A 16,145-nucleotide genomic window follows, 5' to 3' on the forward strand; every position below is an offset into this window, starting at 1 on the left:
CACCCACGAGGAGTCGTGAGACCCATGTCAGAGAACAGTGTCGGGACCGTCATCATCGGCGGAGGAATCGGCGGCGTCGCGCTCGCCTACTACCTCGCCGAGCTCGGTGAGGCCGACATCACCGTCGTCGAGGGCCGCGAGCTCGCGAGCGGCTGCACCGGTGGTTCGCTCGGCGGGGTCCGGCAGCAGTTCAGCACGCCCAACGAGGTCGAGTTGGCGCTGCGGGGTCGCACGTTCTGGCAGACCTTCGAGGAGACCTTCGACTACCCGTGCGCCTACCACCAGGACGGCTACCTGATGCTGACCGGGCGTCAGGAGATCTTCGAAAAGCTCGGTGAGGCCGCCGAGGTGCAGCGCGCGGCGGGGGCTACGAACGTCGAGATGGTCGCGGCCGCGGACCTCACTGGCATCGTCCCCTGGCTCTCGCCCGAGGGGCTGGTCGGTGGCTGCTGGACGCCGGACGACGGTCGCGTGAATCCGACCGACGGCGTCTACGGCCTGGCCGCCGCTGCACGCAAGCTGGGGGTGAAGTTCCTCCAGCACACCCGGGTCGCCAAGATCGAGAAGGCCAAGGGCGGCTGGACACTGCACACGCCGACGCCGATCACCGCGCGTCGCGTGATCGTCGTCGCCGGGCTTGGCTCGCCGGACCTGATGCGGCCGTTCGGCCTGGATCTCCCGATCACGCCAATGATGGTGCACTACGCCTTCACGACCCCGGTGATCTCCGACCAGGCGCTGCCGATGACCATCGACCTCGACACCGGCTTCTGCGTCGAGCGCGAGCAGGACGCCGCGGTGCTCACGATCCTGGAGTCGTCGTACGCCGAGGGCTACGGCGTGGACGACATGCTCGCCGAGTTCGCCGAGGCCGCCGCCATCCGGGCCCCGATCTTCACCGAGGTGTCCATCCGCTCGACGATCAGTGCTTCCGCGGACGCGACCGGGGGCGACGGCCACCCGTTCATCGGCGAGGTCGAGCCGGGCCTGTGGACCATGACCGGGTTCGACGGCCACGGCACCATGCAGGGCCCGGCGATCGCCAAGTTCACCGCGAACCTGATCGCCGGCATCCCGGACCCGGTGCTGGACCCGGCGATCTTCGACCCGCACCGCGGGCTGACCGAGACCCAGGAGTGGCTGCGGGCGGCCCGGAAGTGAGCACCCGGGACAAGGTCGCGATCGTGACCGCGGGCAGCTCGGGCATCGGGGCGGGTATCGTCCGCGCGCTCGCCGACGACCACCGGGTGGTGGTGCTGGCTCGGTCCGAGGGGGTGGACCGGATCGCCGCCGAGGTCGACGGGATCGCCGTGCGCGGCTCGGTCACCGACCGCGCCGACCTGGCGCGAGCGGTCGACGCGGCCAAGGAGCTGGGCCGGATCGACACCGTCGTGATCAACACCGGACACCCGCCGAAGGGCGACTTGTTGGACCTCACCGACGACGACTGGGAGCTGGGGCTGGATTTGATCTTCCGCTCGGCGATCCACCTGGTCTCGTTGGTCACCCCGGTGTTCCTCGAGCAGCGCCGCGGCTCGGTCGTGGCGGTCACGTCGTACGCCAGCCAGGTGCCGGAGCTGGTGATGCCGGTGTCCAGCGTGCTGCGTGCAGCCCTGCAGAACTGGATCAAGCTCTACGCCACGAGGTACGGCGCCGACGGCATCCGCGCGAACAGCGTGCTGCCCGGCTTCATCGCGACCCATCCGGTCGACCCGGACCGGCTCGCCTCGATCCCGGCCGGTCGGTACGCCGACCCGCTCGAGCTCGGCCGCGTCGTGGCCTTCCTGGCCTCCGATGCCGCGTCGTTCGTGAGCGGCCAGAACATCACCGTCGACGGCGGCATGGTCGCCGTCCCCTGAGCAGCAAGACCCACCGGAAGGACCCGACATGAGCACGCTCCCTGTCCGCAACATGCCCTTCAACGAGGAGTACACCGGCAGCAACGGCCCGGTCGCGATCGACCGCCGCTCCAAGCCGACCAACCTCTCCGAGCTCTCCGCCGGCTTCGTCACGTTCACCGAGACCGGGGCCACCGAGCCGTGGACGCTGCCCTACGAGGAGGCGTTCTACGTCATCGAGGGCGAGCTGACCCTGGTGCTCGACGGTGAGCGGATCAGCGGTCGTGCCGGCGACGTGCTCACCCTGGAGGAGGGCGTCACCGTCGTGTACGAGGGCACCGCCGGAACGCGCGCCTTCTTCTCGCTCGTCCCCGCCGACTGGATGGAGCGGACCGCGCAGTGACCGCGAGGACCGAGTTCGACGTCGTCGTCGTCGGCTCCGGCGCGGCCGGGCTCGTCGCCGCGCTGACGGCGGCGCACGCTGGCGCGTCGGTGCTGGTGCTCGAGGCGACCGACCGCTGGGGCGGCTCGACGGCCGTGTCCGGGGGACTGGTCTGGGCGCCGGACCACCACCACGCCGACGAGAAGGGTATGAGCGACTCGCGGGAGGAGGTGCTGACGCACCTGCGCGGCTGCGCCTACGCCCGCGACGACGCCCGTCTCGTCGCCTTCGTCGACGCCAGCCCGCAGGCGGTGCGCTTCGTCGAGGAGCACACCCCGCTCACCTTCCGGGCGATCGACTACCCCGACACGTTCTCGGAGCGTGCGGGCGGCAAGCTGCACCGGCACCTCGAGTCGCTGCCCCAGGACTCGAGTCCGCTCGGCCGCTGGCAGGACCTCTTCTGGACCCAGGACGAGCCGCATACGCTGATGAGCGAGATCCTGCCGATCGGCGCCCACGTCTACGGCCTGCCGCTCGACCTGCCCAGCGTCACCGAGCGGCGTGAGCGCGGCCTCGTCACCGGCGGTACGGCGCTGGTCACCGGCCTCCTGCACGGGGTCGACGCCGCAGGTGTCATCCGGCGGAAGAACGCCCGTGTTGATGCCTTGGTGGTCGAGAACGGTCGGGTCCGGGGAGTCCGCACCGGGGTCGAGGTGATCGGCGCCCGCCGCGGCGTCGTGCTCGCCTCGGGTGGGTTCGAGTGGAACGACGACCTCAAGGGGCGCCACCTGGCGGTGCCGATCACCCACCCGGTCACCCCGCCGGTGCAGCACGGTGACGCCTTCCGGCTCGCCGGGACGGTCGGTGCGGCGTTCGCACACACCAGCGAGAACTGGGCGTGGCCCGCGGTCGAGGTGCCCACCGACACCTGGCCGGACGGGACGCCCCGGCACCACCTCTCCTTCAGCGAGCGTTACATGCCGCATTGCCTGTGGGTGAACGGCGCTGGCCGGCGCTTCGTCAACGAGTCCAGCCACAACGCAGCGCTGTCGCTGGGAGAGGTGGACACCACCTCGCACACCCCGCGCAATCTGCCCGCGTGGTCGGTGATGGATGCACAGTTCCGCGCCCGCTACCAGGTGGCCGGAGTGCTGCCGGGCGAGGCGGCCACGGGCTGGATCGTCGAGGCCCCTACGGTGGCCGACCTCGCGGAGCGGATCGGCGTCGACCCGACCGCGCTGGCCGAGACCATCGACCGGTTCAACACCCACGCGAAGGCGGGCTCCGACCCCGACTTCGGCCGGGGACGGAGCGCCTACGAACGGGCCATGGGCGACCCGACCGCGGAGTTCCCGAACATCGGCACGGTCGAGGTCGGCCCGTTCACCGCGGTCGCGATCCGGCCGAGCACCGTCGGTACCAAGGGCGGGGTCCTCACCAACGCGAACGCCGAGGCCCTCGACCACGACGGTGACCCGGTCCCGGGTCTGTACGCCGCCGGCAACGCGATGGCCGCGGTCTTCGGACCGGGCATCTCCGGCGGCGGCATGACGATCGGCAACGCGGTCGCCTGGGGCTGGCTGGCCGGGACGAACGCGGCTCGGTCGCGCTCATGAGCGCGCCGATCCTGGTGCTCGGGGCCACCGGCAAGACCGGAGCGCCGGTGGTCGCCGAGCTCGCCCGCCGCGGGGCTGCCCACCGAGCCGCGAAGCGGCGACCGTTGGGTGAGCACGACGTCCTCTTCGACTGGGACGACCCGGAGACCTGGGCCGCGGCGGCCGCCGAGGTCGAGACCGTCTACCTGGTCAAGCCGCCGCTCGGCCCTGTCGTCCCGGTGACCGAGTTCTTCCAGCGCGCCCCCTGGGTGAGCCGGGTGGTGCTCCTCTCCGAGCTGGGTCGGGAGACCAAACCGGCGACCGACCCGGAGCGCGCGGTCGAGCTCGTCGTGTCGGCCGAGGGGCGGCGGGCCACGATCCTGCGGCCGAACTGGTTCTTCGACAACTTCGGTCCCCACGGTGGGTGGGGCCCGGCGATCAGGGACAGCGACACCATCCGGATCCCGTCGGGCGACGCACCGCTCGCCTGGATCGACGTGCGCGACGTGGCCGAGGTCGCCGTACGTGCCCTCCTTGGAGAGGACCTCGGGGAGGTCGACCTCAGCGGGCCGGAACCGCTGACCGTGGCCGAGCTCGCCGCCGCGATCGGTGAGGCCGCCGGTCGCGAGGTCACCCACGACGACCCAACGCTCTCGGCGTACCGGGAGGAGCTCGAGGTGGCCGGCACCGATCCGCGGCGGGTCGAGTACCTCATGGACCTGGTGACCGACGCCGCCCGGCGCCAGTTCGCGCGCACCACCCCGGACCTGGACGCCCTCCTCGGTCACCCACCGCGACAGCTCGGCGAGTACGTCACCGAGCACGCCGCCTACTGGAGAGAGAACGCTGCATGAGCGTCCTGCAGGACAAGCTGCTGCCCACTCTGGACTACCTGCTGCACGAGTGGCTGGACCTGGGCGAGTTGCTCGAGCGACCCCGCTTCGCCGACCACGACCGGGGCGGCATCGACGACCTCCTCCGGGCGGCGGCCGACATCGCCGCCGAGAAGTACGAGCCGGCCAACCGGATCATCGACGACCACGAGCCCGTCTTCGACGACGGCCGGGTCGTGCTGCCGAAGGAGACCGCCGAGGCGTGGAACGCCTTCGTCGAGTTCGGCTTCCTGCAGGCCACGCACGACGTCGAGCACGGCGGCATGCAGCTGCCGCGGACCGCGGACTTCGCCGCCAAGGTGATCTTCGGTGCCGCCTCGATCGGGATCAGCCCGGCCGTCCTCACCGAGGCGAACGCGGCGCTGCTGCTCACGTACGGCAACCGGCTCCAGCGCGAGCTGTTCGCCGCCCGGGAGCTCACCGGGCGGTGGACGGGGACCATGTGCCTGTCCGAGTCCCAGGCCGGTTCCTCGCTCTCGGACATCACCACGCGCGCGGTCCCGGAGCCGGACGGCGCCGACGACCCGCTCGGACCGCGCTACCGGCTGACCGGAAACAAGATGTGGATCAGCGCCGGTGAGCACGACCTGGCCGAGAACATCGTGCACCTGGTGCTTGCGAAGACCCCTGGGCCGGACGGTGCCATCGACCCGAGCACTAAGGGCATCTCGCTGTTCGTGGTCCCGAAGTTCCTGGTGGACACGGCCGGTGCCCTGCTCGAGCGCAACGACGTCGTGCTCGTCGGGCTCAACCACAAGCTGGGCTACCGCGGCACGCCCAACACCGCCCTCGCCTTCGGTGATGGCACCTGGGAACCGCAGGGCGGGAAGGGCGCGGTCGGCTACCTGGTAGGCGAACCCGGGCAGGGCCTGAGGCAGATGTTCCACATGATGAACGCCGCCCGGATCGAGATCGGCCTCGGTGCGGCAGCGCTCGGGTTCGCCGGCTACGCGGCCTCACTGGACTACGCGAAGAGCCGTCGGCAGGGTCGGCCGCTCACCCGGTCCGGCAAGGATGCGACGCAGCCGCAGGTGCCGCTGGTCGAGCACGCGGACGTGAAGCGGATGCTGCTAGCGCAGAAGGCGTACGCCGAGGGCGGCATCGCCCTGGGCCTGTACGCCGCCCGCCTCCTCGACGAGCAGGCCACCGGCACGCCGGAGCAGGTCGCGGAGGCCGGCCGGCTCCTGGAGATCCTCACGCCGGTGGTGAAGAGCTGGCCCAGCGAGTGGTGCCTGGAGGCGAACAGCCTGGCGATCCAGGTGCTCGGCGGCTCCGGCTACACCCGGGACTTCCCGGTCGAGCAGTACTGGCGCGACAACCGGCTCAACATGATCCACGAGGGCACCCACGGCATCCAGGCCCTCGACCTGCTCGGGCGGAAGATCCGGCTCGAGGGAGGCGCCTACCTGGCGGCCCAGGGGGAGCGGGTGGCCGCGACCGTGACGAAGGCGCACACCGCCGGGTTCGAGGCGGAGTCGGTCGCGCTCGCGCACGCTTGGCGCCGCGTCGTCGACGTCGCCGCGGAGGCCTGGTCGACCGGGGACCCCGAGGACGCGCTGGCCAACGCGACGCCGTACCTCCAGGGGTTCGGGCACGTCGTGCTGGCCTGGGTGTGGCTCGACGTCGCGGCGGCGGCGGCGAGCTGCAGCCACCCGGAGGCAGCCGGGAAGGTCGCCGCGATGCGGTACTTCTACGGCTACGAGCTGCCCAAGGTGGGGGCCTGGTTCGACGTCGCCGCGCGGCGCGATCCTCTCTGCCGGGACCTTGATCCTGCCCTGCTCTGATGGCCGGACTCACCCAGGGGCGCGCGCTGGTGATGGCGGTCGGGTCCGCGGTGGGGTCCAGCAGCAGCGGGCCGCTCGCCAAGGCGCTGCTGGACGGCGGCTGGAGCCCGGTCGGGGTCGCGGTGGCGAGGTCGGCGCTCTCCGCCCTGCTCCTCGTCGTTCCGGCGGTGCTGGTCCTGCGCGGCCGTGCAGACCTGCTGCGACAAGCCCGCGTCGGGATCGTCGTCCTCGGTGTGTTCGGGATCGCCGGCACCGTCGTCTGCTACTTCAACGCGGTGGCCCGGATGCCGGTGGGAGTCGCCCTGATGGTGCAGTACGCCTCGCCGCTGCTGGTTCTCGCGTTCACGTCCTGGCGGCACCGGCGGGTCCCGGCTCGGGCCACCCTGGTGGGTGCCGCGGTCGCGATGGCCGGGCTCGTGCTGGTCGTGGGTCTGGTTGGTGACGCGCGACCGAGTATCGCCGGCGTGCTGTGGGCCTGCGGCGGCGCCGCGTGCCTGGCGACGTACTTCACCGCGTCCGACCAGCTCTCGGACCTGCCCCCGGCCGGCCTGGCCTGCGTCAGTCTCGGCATCGCGGCGCTGAGTGCCGGCGCGCTCGCGGTCGTCGGGCTGATGCCGATGACGTGGGTGGCCCGCGACGTCGACGTCGCCGGCCACGCCACCAGCTGGCTGCTGCCGCTCGTGTTGCTGGTGCTCGTCGCGACCGTGTTCGCCTACACCATGAGCATGGCCTCGGTCGGCGTCCTCGGTGCCCGGCTGGCCTCGTTCGTGTCCCTGTCCGAGCTGCTGGCCGCGGTGCTGATCGCGTGGGCGGTGCTCGGGGAGGTGCCGCGGCCGGTCCAGCTCGTGGGCGGGCTGCTGATCGGGATCGGCGTGCTGCTGGTCCGCAACGAGTCGGTGGCCGCCATACCGGTGCAGTGAGGCCTCCGGGCGTCGAGGCCGGGACGGCGTCTCTTGACCCGCGGCCCCGGCTGCTCCATAGTTCTGACTAAGCGCTTGCTTAGGAGGATGCGTGCTACAGACCCGGTTCACCGAGGAGTTCGGCATCGAGCACCCGATCGTCTGCGGTGGCATGACCGGGGTGGGCACGGCCGAGCTGGTCGCCGCGGTGGCGAACGCCGGGGCCTTGGGCTTCCTGGCCGCGCTGACCCAGCCGACGCCTGCGGACCTCGACGTGGAGATCCGCCGGACCCGGGCTCTCACCGACCGGCCCTTCGGTGTGAACCTGACCCTGCTGCCGACCATCGAGCCGGTCCCATACGACGCGTACCGCCAGGTGATCATCGACAACCGGATCACCGTCGTGGAGACCGCGGGGTCGAGCCCGGCGCCGCACATGGAGGCCTTCAAGGCCGCCGGCATCAAGGTCGTGCACAAGGCGGTGGCGGTCCGGCACGCGCTCTCGGCCGAGCGGCTGGGTGTGGACGCCCTGTCGGTCGACGGGTTCGAGTGCGCGGGCCACCCCGGCGAGGACGACGTGCCCGGCCTCGTGCTCATCCCGGCGGTCGCGGCGAAGACCGGCCTTCCCCTCATCGCTTCCGGCGGGTTCGCCACCGGAGGTGGCCTCGTCGCGGCGCTGGCGCTCGGCGCGAGCGCCATCAACATGGGCACCCGCTTCGTGGCGACGGTCGAGGCCCAGGTCCACGACAACGTGAAGCAGCAGATCGTGCGCAACACCGAGCGCGACACGAACCTCGTGTTCCGGAAGTTCCGCAACACCGCCCGGGTGGCCAAGAACGCCTACTCCGACGAGATCCGAGAGATCGAGGCGCGACCGGGGTCCACGTTCGAGGACATCGCGCACCTCGCGTCCGGCGCCCGGGGTCGCGAGTCGGTCCTCGGCAAGGGCCTCATGGACGACGGCCTGTGGTGGACCGGCCAGGCGCAGGGGCTGATCACCGAGGTGCTCACGTGCCAGCAGGTCGTCGACGACGTCGTCGGCGAGGCGCGCGAGCTGATCGGCAGCAGGTTGCCGCACACCCTCGCCGCCCGGTGACCGACCCGGGTCGCGCCCGGAGCGCCCGCACCGCATCCCCTTCCCCTCCTCAGAGAGTGAGCACCTCATGCAGTTCGAGACCCTGGCCTGGGACGTCGACGAGCACGGCGTCCTGACGCTGACCCTCTCCCGACCCGAGCAGCTCAACGCGTTCTCCCTCACCATGGCGGACGAGCTCGAGGCGGCGTTCCGTCTGGTCCGGACCGCCGCCCAGGTCCGGGCGGTCGTCGTGACCGGCCACGGGCGCGCGTTCTGCGCCGGCATGGACCTCTCCGCAGAGGGCAACGTGTTCGGGCTCGACGAGGCAGCGGCCCCGACCGTCGCGGACCTGCGCGACCGACTGACCGCGCCGCCGTTCCAGGACGGGGTCCGGGACACCGGCGGCAAGGTCGCGCTCGCGATCCACGAGTGCGACAAGCCGGTGATCGCTGCCATCAACGGGGCGGCCGTCGGCGTCGGTGCGACCATGACGCTGGCGATGGACATCCGGATGGCCTCGACCGCGGCGCGGATCGGCTTCGTCTTCGGGCGCCTGGGCATCGTGCCCGAGGCCACCTCGTCGTACTTCCTGCCCCGCATCGTCGGTCTCCAGAAGGCGCTCGAGCTGGTCTACGCCGCCGACATCCTCAGTGCGTCCGACGCGCTGGACCTCGGGCTGCTGCGGTCGGTCCACGAGCCGGAGGACCTGCTCCCGGCGGCCCGCGAGCTGGCCCGCTCGTTCGTGGAGGACCGGTCCGTGCCGGCTCTGGCGATGACCCGCCGGCTCATGTGCAGCGGCGCCGCTGCCGCGCACCCGATCGAGGCGCACCGCCGCGACAGCCTCGCGATGTGGCACGCCTCCGTCGGCGACGGTCGCGAGGGGGTCCGGGCCTTCCTCGAGAAGCGGCCGCCCGTGTTCACCGGCACGATCGACGACGTCCCGGACCTGGGATGACGCGTCCGACGGCGCGGTCTGGGAACGTCCGAGGTCCCGGACGTACCGCCGCTCGGTCGCCTGCTTGACCCAGTCGGCCCGCTCCCCGATACTTCTTTCACGAATGACTAAGCGCTTGCTTAGAAGTGTCCATGTTCTACGCCCGCTCCGTCCGCGACCTGCTCGTGGACGCCGCACGCGAGCTCGCGGCAGTGGTGCCGTTCGCGCGCGCCTGATCCGAACGAGGAAGCCATGTCCGACATCACCTTCGACTTCTCCGGCAGGACCGTCTTGGTCACCGGCGCGGCCCGCGGCATCGGCCTCGAGCTGGCGCGCCGCTTCCAGGTGTCCGGGGCGAGCACGTACCTGCTCGACGCCGACAGCGACGCGGTCCGCGAGGCGGCCTCCGACCTTGGGGCGCGCGGGCTCGCCGTCGACGTGAGCGACACCGATCAGGTGGAGAGCGCCGTGCGGAACGCCCACGACGAGACCGGCCGGGTCGACGTGGTCGTTAACAACGCCGGGATCCTGCGGGACAAGATGCTCTGGAAGCTGACCGACGACGACTGGGACCGCGTGCTCGCGATCCATGCCGGTGGCACCTTCCGGATGACTCGCGCCGCAGTGCCGTACTTCCGGGAGCAGCGCTACGGCCGGGTCGTGAATGTCACCTCGTTCACCGGCCTGCACGGCAACCTCGGCCAGGCCAACTACGCGGCCGCCAAGGCCGGGATCATCGGCTTCACCAAGACCGCGGCCAAGGAGCTCGCCGGCTTCGGTGTCACGGTGAACGCGATCTCGCCGAATGCGGAGACCCGGATGATCGCCTCGATCCCGGACGAGCGGAAGGCGGAGATCGCCGCCACGATCCCGCTCGGCCGGTTCGCCGACCCGAGCGAGATGTCGGCCGCGGTCTGCTTCCTCGCGTCGCAGGACGCCGGGTACATCACCGGCACGGTGCTGCCGGTCGACGGCGGCATCGCGATGTGAGCAAGCGAACCTCGCGCTGGGCGCTGGCGGCTTTCGCGGTCGTCGGCTTCATCTGGGGCAGCAACTTCTTGTTCATGAAGTGGGCGGCCGAGGAGATCTCGCCGCGTCAGATAGCGCTCCTGCGGGTCGCCTTCGGACTTCTCCCGGTGCTCGCGCTCGGCCTGGCGAGACGGGAGTTCCGCCGCTGGCACCTGCGGCACACGGTCCACTTCGCGGTGATGGGCGTGCTCGCCACGAGCCTGTACTACGTGCTCTACGCGGCCGGTACCGAGCGGCTCCCCTCAGGGCTGGCGGGCGCTCTGAGCGGCGCCATCCCGCTGTTCGCGTTCATGGTCGGCGCGGTCGCCCTGCCGACCGAGCCGATGACGCCGCGCCGGGTCCTCGGGGCCTTCCTGGGACTCGCCGGCGTGGTGATGATGGCCCGCCCGTGGAACGTGCACGGGAGCGTCGATCCCGTGGGGGTCCTGCTGATGGTCACCGGCTCCGCCTGCGTCGGCGCCTCCTTCGTCTACACCCGGCGCTTCATCACCGGCCTCGACATCCCGCCGACCGCCCTCACGACGTACCAGATGGCGCTCGGCCTGGTCGCGCTCCTGCCCCTCACCGACCTCCACGGGATCGGAGCGATCCGTGGCGACCACCGCGCGCTCGTGGGTCTCGTCCTCGGCCTCGGGCTGGTCGGCACAGGCCTGTCCTACGTAATCTTCTACTACCTCATCGCCGAGCTCGGTGCAGCAACTGCGTCCGCGGCCTCGTACCTGCCCCCGGTGGTCGCGCTAGCGATCGGGTGGATCGGCCTCGGCGAGCCGCTGCGCCACGCCGACCTTGCCGCGGTGGCGCTGATCCTGCTAGGCGTGGCGATCATCCGGGCCGGCGCCCGCACGTACCGGGCCGAGCGCGGAACCCAGTGATGATCGTCCGCCGAATCTGGCCACACCCCGACGACCCGCGAAGGAGCTGGACCTGCGTATCGGAGTCCTGAAGGAAGCTCGACTGGGTGAGACCAGGGTGGCGGCCACGCCTGCGTCGGTTGCCCAGCTCTGCCAGCTCGGCTACGACGTGGTCGAGCCGGGGGCCGGGGCGCGCTCGGAGGTCCCCGATGCGGCGTACGTCGGGGCGGGAGCAATCGTGGGCGATCCGCTGGTGGCCGAGATCGTGCTCGGGGTGAATCCGCCGTCGACCGAGCAGCTCGACAGGCTGGCCCAGGGTGCCACCCTGATCAGCCTCCTCGCCAGCGCTCGACGCGGCGCTGGTCGGTGACCTCGCCACGAGGCCGATCACGGCGTTGGCGATGGACGCGGTGCCCGGAACTCGCGCGCCCAGTCGCTCGACGTGCTCCCCTCGATGGCCAACATTGCCGGCTACCGGGTGGTGGAGGCGGCCCGCGTGTTCGGTCGATTCTTCACCGGCCAGGTGACCGCAGCCGGCAAGGTGTCGCCCGCCAAGGTGTTGGTGGCTGGCGCGGGCGTCGCCGGGCTGGCTGCGATCGGCGCGGCCGGCAGCCTCGGCGCGGTGGTGCCGGCCACGGACCCGCGACCGGAGGTCGCAGACCAGGTGCGCAGTCTGGGCGGGGATTACCTCTCGGTGCGGGCCGAGGACGAGGTCGCTGAGGCTTCGGCGACGGGCTACGGCAAGGAGATGGGCGCGGACTACCAGGCCCGCGAGGCGGCGTTGTACGCCGAGCAGGCCGCCGACGTCGACATCATCATCACCACCGCACTGATCCCCGGACGCCCGGCGCCGCGGCTGATCACCGCGGAGATGGTCGCCTCCATGCGGCCGGGCAGCGTGATCGTGGACATGGCCGCGGCCGACGGCGGCAACGTCGTTGGCACGGTCAAGGACCAGGCGATCGTCACCGACAACCGCGTCACGATCATCGGCTACACCGATCTGGCCGGCCGGCTGGCGACACAAGCCAGTCAACTCTACGTCACCAACCTGGTCAACTTGATGAAGCTGATGACCCCGGGCAAGGACGGCGTCATCGTGCCCGACTTTGATGACGTGGTGCAGCGGTCAATGACCGTGGTGCGCGACGGCGAGCTTCCGAGCCGACCTCGCCCTGCTCAATGCAGGCGGCGACCTTCTGGAACCAGAACACGCGGTCAACATCGCTCGATGGACAACCTCCGGAAGGCCCGCTCCTTGGCACGCTCGACGGGGGGGTCCGACCCGACTTCTTCCTGTTCGGTTCCGGGAGCCGCTCCGCCTTGCCCGCCGACCACAACCGGACCCGCCGGTACGGCCCGGACGCGCGGATGCGAGGGTGTGCCCGCCGAGAACCCGATCCCGAGGAGGCCCCCATGAGCGAGCACACCGTGCGCCAGGTCCTGCTGTCGACCGACGACTTGGACGAGTCGATCAAGTTCTACGAGGGCCTCGGCTTCGCGCTGAAGTTCCGTGACGGCACGCACTACGCGGCGCTCGACGGCGGCTCGGTCACCATCGCCCTGGCCACCGCCCTCGACCACCCGTTGCCCGGCAAGGTCGTCGTCGGCATCAGGACCGACGACGTCGACGGTGCGGCGGCGGCGATCGAGGCGAGTGGTGGCGCGATCGTCAAGGCGCCGTACGACGACGCCCACGAGCGGCGCGCCGTGGTCTACGACAACCAGGGCAACGGCCTGGTGTTCTACAAGGCCCACTGACCAGCCAGGCGCCGGTTCACGAGCCCGGGTGCGCGGTCGGGCGCGCCCCCGAGCTGAGCCAGCTGTGGAAGCCCGCGGTGTCGCGGGTCTCCAGCTCGTCCAGGTAGGCCTGCCGGACGTTGACGATCTCGAGCTGCTCGGCCGGCGTGTGCGCCCGCCGCAGCACGAGGCAGCTCTCGGACCAGGCGGCCCAGAGCCGCGCGTCGTCGAAGGTGCGCAGGTCGGCCTCCGCAGCGCGGTCGCGTCGGTAGGCACGGAGGAGCGCCGCGACGACTGCCGGCGACGTCGCGCCCACGAGCGCGGCGACCCCGAGCGCGGCGGGGCCGAGCCAGCCCAGCATCGCGGCCCCGGCGACCGCCGCGAGCCCGGTCCCGACGCACTGCGCTGCGGTCGACCCGGCGATCACCGCCCGGCACGCGGCGATCAGGACCGCCGCGCAGACGAGGGCGACCGGCGGCGCCACGAGCAGTCCGAAGAAGACCGGCACAGCCCCGACCGCCAGCCAGCCCACCGCCCAGCCCCATCGGTAGATCTCCACGGCAACCGGTACCCACCAGCGGCTCCGAGCACGCCCGGCCCCGCAGGCGAGGCCCGGCTCGACCAGACGGTGGTCGCTGTGCCGACCGCGCGGGTCGGGTCCCGAGGGAACTGGTCAGCCGGCGTGGATGTGCGGCCGGCGCGCCCGCTGCGGCTCCGCCCGGCGGAGCACCTCGCGCGTGATCGGGGCAACCTCACCGGCGCCGAAGAGCAGGAAGCGGAGCAGGTGGGCGACCGGGTTCCCCTCCGTCCACTCGAAGTAGATGTGCGGGCGCACCCCGGTGCGGTCGCGGATGTCGAGCAGGAGCGCCGCCAGGGTGTTGGGCACCGTGGCGCCCGTGACCGTGAGCACGCGGTAGTGGTCATGGCGGATCTCCCCGCGGACGTCGATGCGGCTCTCGAAGTCCGAGTAGTCGCCGACGGTGACCTCGATGAAGATGATGTCGCCGGCGTTCGGCAGATCGTGGTCGTCGATGATCTGCTGGATCTTCGCGCGATATTCCTCGGGACCGTGCGCGCCCGGCTCGTTGGCGACCAGCCGGATCGAGCGGCGTGCACAGTCGCGCAGGAAGGCGTCCGCGCGGGTGTCGTAGGAGATCTCGGTCGTCCGGAGCTCGAAGGCCCGCGCCACCCGGGAGAGCAGCGAGACCAGGATGATGGCGGCGATGAAGCAGGCGCCGATCTTGATGCCGTCGGGCCGCTCACGCACGTTGTCCGCCGTCGTGTAGGCCAGGACCAGGCCGATCAGCGCGAACGCGACCGTGAGCTTGCGTTGACCTGCTCGTCGCGCAGCCAGGGTGACCGCGACCGCTGCGGACGTCATCAGCACGAGAACACCGGTGGCGTAGGCCCCGCCCTGGGCGTCCACGTCGGCATCGAAGATCCAGGTGATGAGGAACGCCGTGCCCGTGAGCACCAGCACGAGGGGGCGCACGGCGCCGGCCCACTCGGGAGACATGCCGTAGCGCGGCAGGTACCTCGGGATCAGGTTCAGCATGCCGGCCATGGCGGATGCACCCGCGAACCACAGGATGAGGATCGTCGAGACGTCGTACGCCGTCCCGAACGCCCCTCCGAGGTAGAGGTGTGCCAGGTAGGCCAGCGCCCTGCCGTTGGCGCTGCCGCCCTGCTCGAACTCGGACGGCGGGATGAGCAGGGTCGTGACCAGGCTGGAGCTGATCAGGTACACGCTCATGATGCAGGCGGCCGTGGTCAGGAGCCGCTTGGTGTGGCGGATCCGGCCGGCCGGGCGTTCGGTGTCGTCGTCCGGCTCGCCCTTGACGTGGCTCATCACGGCGACGCCGGTCTCGAAGCCCGACATCCCCAGTGCCAGCTTGGGGAAGAGCGTGAGTGAGACCGCGACCATGAGGGCGACGTTGCCGTGCTCGGCGGTGAGCGCGGCGGTCCAGTCGGTGACGCGGCTGGCGTCTCGGAGGACGTGCACGGCGGACACTGCGATCACCACCGCGTTGAGCGTCAGGTACGTCGTCACGAGGGCGACCGCGACACCGATCGCCTCGGTGAACCCCTTCAGGAAGACGGCGCCGAGGAGCGCGACCAGGCCCAGCGTGACCCAGAGCTCCTGGCCGTGCAGGAACTCGACGTGCGGGTTCTCGACGAGGTGGGCGGTGGCGTCGGCCGCGGAGAGCGTGATCGTGATGATGAAGTCCGTCAGGGCGAACCCGAGGAGGGCGAGCACGAAGAGCTTGCCGCGCCAGAACGGCAGAAGGCGCTCCAGCATGGCGATCGACCCTTGGCCGTGCGGGCTCTCCGCGGCGACCCGCCGATAGACCGGGAGCGCACCGAAGAGCGTGAGCAGCACGAGGATGATCGTGGCGAGCGGGCTCAGCAGCCCGGCGGCCAGGAACGCGATGCCCGGCTGGTACCCGAGCGTCGAGAAGTAGTCCACGCCGGTCAGACACATCACCTTCCACCAGGGCTGTGGTGCGCCGTCGGCGTGTTGGGTGGCGTGCGGGCCGACGTGCTGTGCGGCGTCGGGGCGGTGGAACAGCCACTCCCGGAGCCGCCCGGCAGGCGCCTCCTGGGGCTCGAGGTCGAGTCTCACTTCGCCCATCCAACCCGCGTCTGCGCCGATCCAGGCCCTGCCTAACGAGTCCCTAACAGTTCGACTTCCGGGCGTGTCAGCGTCGCGCAAGGACCGGTGGTCGGAGTGTCAGGATCCTGTGAGGGTCGAGACCGCGTCGCTCCGCCGGGTCTTGACTCGGGCCATGGCACAGCGCGTGATGACCGACCAGGTAGGGGTTCGTTTCGGGATCGGAGGCGGCGTGCTGCTCGTCCTGACGGGTGTGGCCGTGGGCTGCGGCCTGTCGGGGGCGTACGGCGTCTCGCTCCTCCTCGTGGCCACCACGGTGCTCGCCGCAACGGTGGACGCACCACATGCGCTGCTCCTCGGCCTCGCCGGGTGGGCCTTCGCCACCGGCTTCACGGTCAACACGCTCGGTGTGCTGACGTTCGCGCCGTTCGACCTGCTGCGCCTGGTCGTCTTTGTGACGGCAGCGGCGCTCACCGGCGGCATCGGTGAGCCGACATGACCCCAGGGGGCCCTG

The 16,145-nt window shown here is 71.2% G+C and carries 16 protein-coding genes and 1 pseudogene; 15 read left to right on the plus strand and 2 right to left on the minus strand.

What is annotated here, in order from left to right:
- The first annotated feature begins 24 nt into the window (after positions 1–24).
- The 14 genes and pseudogenes from NOCA_RS10775 to NOCA_RS10835 all read left to right on the plus strand — a co-directional run bounded on the left by NOCA_RS10775 (position 25) and on the right by NOCA_RS10835 (position 13,041).
- On the plus strand, positions 25–1,161 hold the full coding sequence (locus NOCA_RS10775) for an NAD(P)/FAD-dependent oxidoreductase (RefSeq protein WP_011755306.1): 1,137 nt from the start codon (positions 25–27) through the stop codon (positions 1,159–1,161).
- Positions 1,158–1,859: an SDR family oxidoreductase gene (locus NOCA_RS10780; RefSeq protein WP_011755307.1), complete on the plus strand. Its 702-nt coding sequence runs from the start codon at positions 1,158–1,160 to the stop codon at positions 1,857–1,859. The genes NOCA_RS10775 and NOCA_RS10780 overlap by 4 nt, the downstream gene beginning before the upstream one ends.
- A gap of 28 nt (positions 1,860–1,887) precedes the next feature.
- Positions 1,888–2,241, plus strand: coding sequence for a cupin domain-containing protein (locus NOCA_RS10785; RefSeq protein ID WP_011755308.1), 354 nt, complete (start codon positions 1,888–1,890; stop codon positions 2,239–2,241).
- Entirely contained in the window at positions 2,238–3,836 is a 1,599-nt protein-coding gene (locus NOCA_RS10790) for an FAD-dependent oxidoreductase (protein ID WP_011755309.1), read from the plus strand. Before NOCA_RS10785 ends, NOCA_RS10790 begins: the two co-directional genes overlap by 4 nt.
- Positions 3,833–4,669: an NmrA family protein gene (locus tag NOCA_RS10795; RefSeq protein WP_011755310.1), complete on the plus strand. Its 837-nt coding sequence runs from the start codon at positions 3,833–3,835 to the stop codon at positions 4,667–4,669. Before NOCA_RS10790 ends, NOCA_RS10795 begins: the two co-directional genes overlap by 4 nt.
- Positions 4,666–6,492, plus strand: coding sequence for an acyl-CoA dehydrogenase (locus NOCA_RS10800; RefSeq protein WP_011755311.1), 1,827 nt, complete (start codon positions 4,666–4,668; stop codon positions 6,490–6,492). Before NOCA_RS10795 ends, NOCA_RS10800 begins: the two co-directional genes overlap by 4 nt.
- A complete protein-coding gene (locus NOCA_RS10805) occupies positions 6,492–7,412 on the plus strand; it encodes a DMT family transporter (protein ID WP_041546469.1) in 921 nt (306 codons plus the stop codon). The genes NOCA_RS10800 and NOCA_RS10805 overlap by 1 nt, the downstream gene beginning before the upstream one ends.
- 91 nt (positions 7,413–7,503) lie before the next feature.
- Positions 7,504–8,487, plus strand: coding sequence for an NAD(P)H-dependent flavin oxidoreductase (locus tag NOCA_RS10810; RefSeq protein WP_011755313.1), 984 nt, complete (start codon positions 7,504–7,506; stop codon positions 8,485–8,487).
- A 67-nt stretch (positions 8,488–8,554) separates the two neighbouring features.
- A complete protein-coding gene (locus NOCA_RS10815; protein ID WP_011755314.1) occupies positions 8,555–9,421 on the plus strand; it encodes a crotonase/enoyl-CoA hydratase family protein in 867 nt (288 codons plus the stop codon).
- 231 nt (positions 9,422–9,652) lie between these two features.
- Positions 9,653–10,390, plus strand: a complete 738-nt coding sequence (locus NOCA_RS10820) for a 3-oxoacyl-ACP reductase family protein (protein WP_011755315.1) — start codon at positions 9,653–9,655, stop codon at positions 10,388–10,390.
- Positions 10,387–11,301 (plus strand): DMT family transporter, encoded by a 915-nt coding sequence (locus tag NOCA_RS10825; RefSeq protein ID WP_011755316.1) that lies wholly within the window; start codon positions 10,387–10,389, stop codon positions 11,299–11,301. The genes NOCA_RS10820 and NOCA_RS10825 overlap by 4 nt, the downstream gene beginning before the upstream one ends.
- A 67-nt stretch (positions 11,302–11,368) precedes the next feature.
- Positions 11,369–11,650 (plus strand): hypothetical protein, encoded by a 282-nt coding sequence (locus NOCA_RS28255; protein ID WP_274378283.1) that lies wholly within the window; start codon positions 11,369–11,371, stop codon positions 11,648–11,650.
- Between the two features lie 57 nt (positions 11,651–11,707).
- Positions 11,708–12,700, plus strand: a pseudogene (locus NOCA_RS10830) (Re/Si-specific NAD(P)(+) transhydrogenase subunit alpha); the annotation flags it as partial.
- The gene (locus NOCA_RS10835; RefSeq protein WP_011755317.1) at positions 12,697–13,041 is read left to right on the plus strand and encodes a VOC family protein; all 345 of its coding nucleotides are present in this window, start codon (positions 12,697–12,699) and stop codon (positions 13,039–13,041) included. The pseudogene NOCA_RS10830 and the gene NOCA_RS10835, both read left to right, overlap by 4 nt.
- A 16-nt stretch (positions 13,042–13,057) precedes the next feature.
- Here the strand turns inward: NOCA_RS10835 and NOCA_RS10840 are convergent, their stop codons facing one another.
- Together NOCA_RS10840 and NOCA_RS10845 are read right to left on the minus strand one after the other, a co-directional pair.
- A complete protein-coding gene (locus NOCA_RS10840; RefSeq protein ID WP_011755318.1) occupies positions 13,058–13,579 on the minus strand; it encodes a hypothetical protein in 522 nt (173 codons plus the stop codon).
- Between the two features lie 114 nt (positions 13,580–13,693).
- Complete coding sequence (locus NOCA_RS10845; protein ID WP_049774307.1) at positions 13,694–15,652, minus strand: amino acid transporter; 1,959 nt, start codon at positions 15,650–15,652, stop codon at positions 13,694–13,696.
- A gap of 154 nt (positions 15,653–15,806) precedes the next feature.
- Here NOCA_RS10845 and NOCA_RS10850 point away from each other — a divergent pair, with 154 nt between their 5' ends.
- Positions 15,807–16,130 carry a hypothetical protein gene (locus NOCA_RS10850; RefSeq protein ID WP_140403871.1) on the plus strand — a complete coding sequence of 108 codons (324 nt, stop codon included), beginning with the start codon at positions 15,807–15,809 and terminating at the stop codon, positions 16,128–16,130.
- The last annotated feature ends 15 nt before the right edge of the window (positions 16,131–16,145 follow it).

The sequence above is a fragment of the Nocardioides sp. JS614 genome (assembly GCF_000015265.1).
Lineage (GTDB): Bacteria > Actinomycetota > Actinomycetes > Propionibacteriales > Nocardioidaceae > Nocardioides.

Coding starts and splice junctions, on each gene's coding strand:
- NOCA_RS10775 (WP_011755306.1), top strand. CDS start 25: ATGTCAGAGAACAGTGTCGGGACCGTCATCATCGGCGGAGGAATCGGC.
- NOCA_RS10785 (WP_011755308.1), top strand. CDS start 1,888: ATGAGCACGCTCCCTGTCCGCAACATGCCCTTCAACGAGGAGTACACC.
- NOCA_RS10795 (WP_011755310.1), top strand. CDS start 3,833: ATGAGCGCGCCGATCCTGGTGCTCGGGGCCACCGGCAAGACCGGAGCG.
- NOCA_RS10800 (WP_011755311.1), top strand. CDS start 4,666: ATGAGCGTCCTGCAGGACAAGCTGCTGCCCACTCTGGACTACCTGCTG.
- NOCA_RS10805 (WP_041546469.1), top strand. CDS start 6,492: ATGGCCGGACTCACCCAGGGGCGCGCGCTGGTGATGGCGGTCGGGTCC.
- NOCA_RS10815 (WP_011755314.1), top strand. CDS start 8,555: ATGCAGTTCGAGACCCTGGCCTGGGACGTCGACGAGCACGGCGTCCTG.
- NOCA_RS10820 (WP_011755315.1), top strand. CDS start 9,653: ATGTCCGACATCACCTTCGACTTCTCCGGCAGGACCGTCTTGGTCACC.
- NOCA_RS10835 (WP_011755317.1), top strand. CDS start 12,697: ATGAGCGAGCACACCGTGCGCCAGGTCCTGCTGTCGACCGACGACTTG.
- NOCA_RS10845 (WP_049774307.1), bottom strand. CDS start 15,652: ATGGGCGAAGTGAGACTCGACCTCGAGCCCCAGGAGGCGCCTGCCGGG.
- NOCA_RS10850 (WP_140403871.1), top strand. CDS start 15,807: ATGGCACAGCGCGTGATGACCGACCAGGTAGGGGTTCGTTTCGGGATC.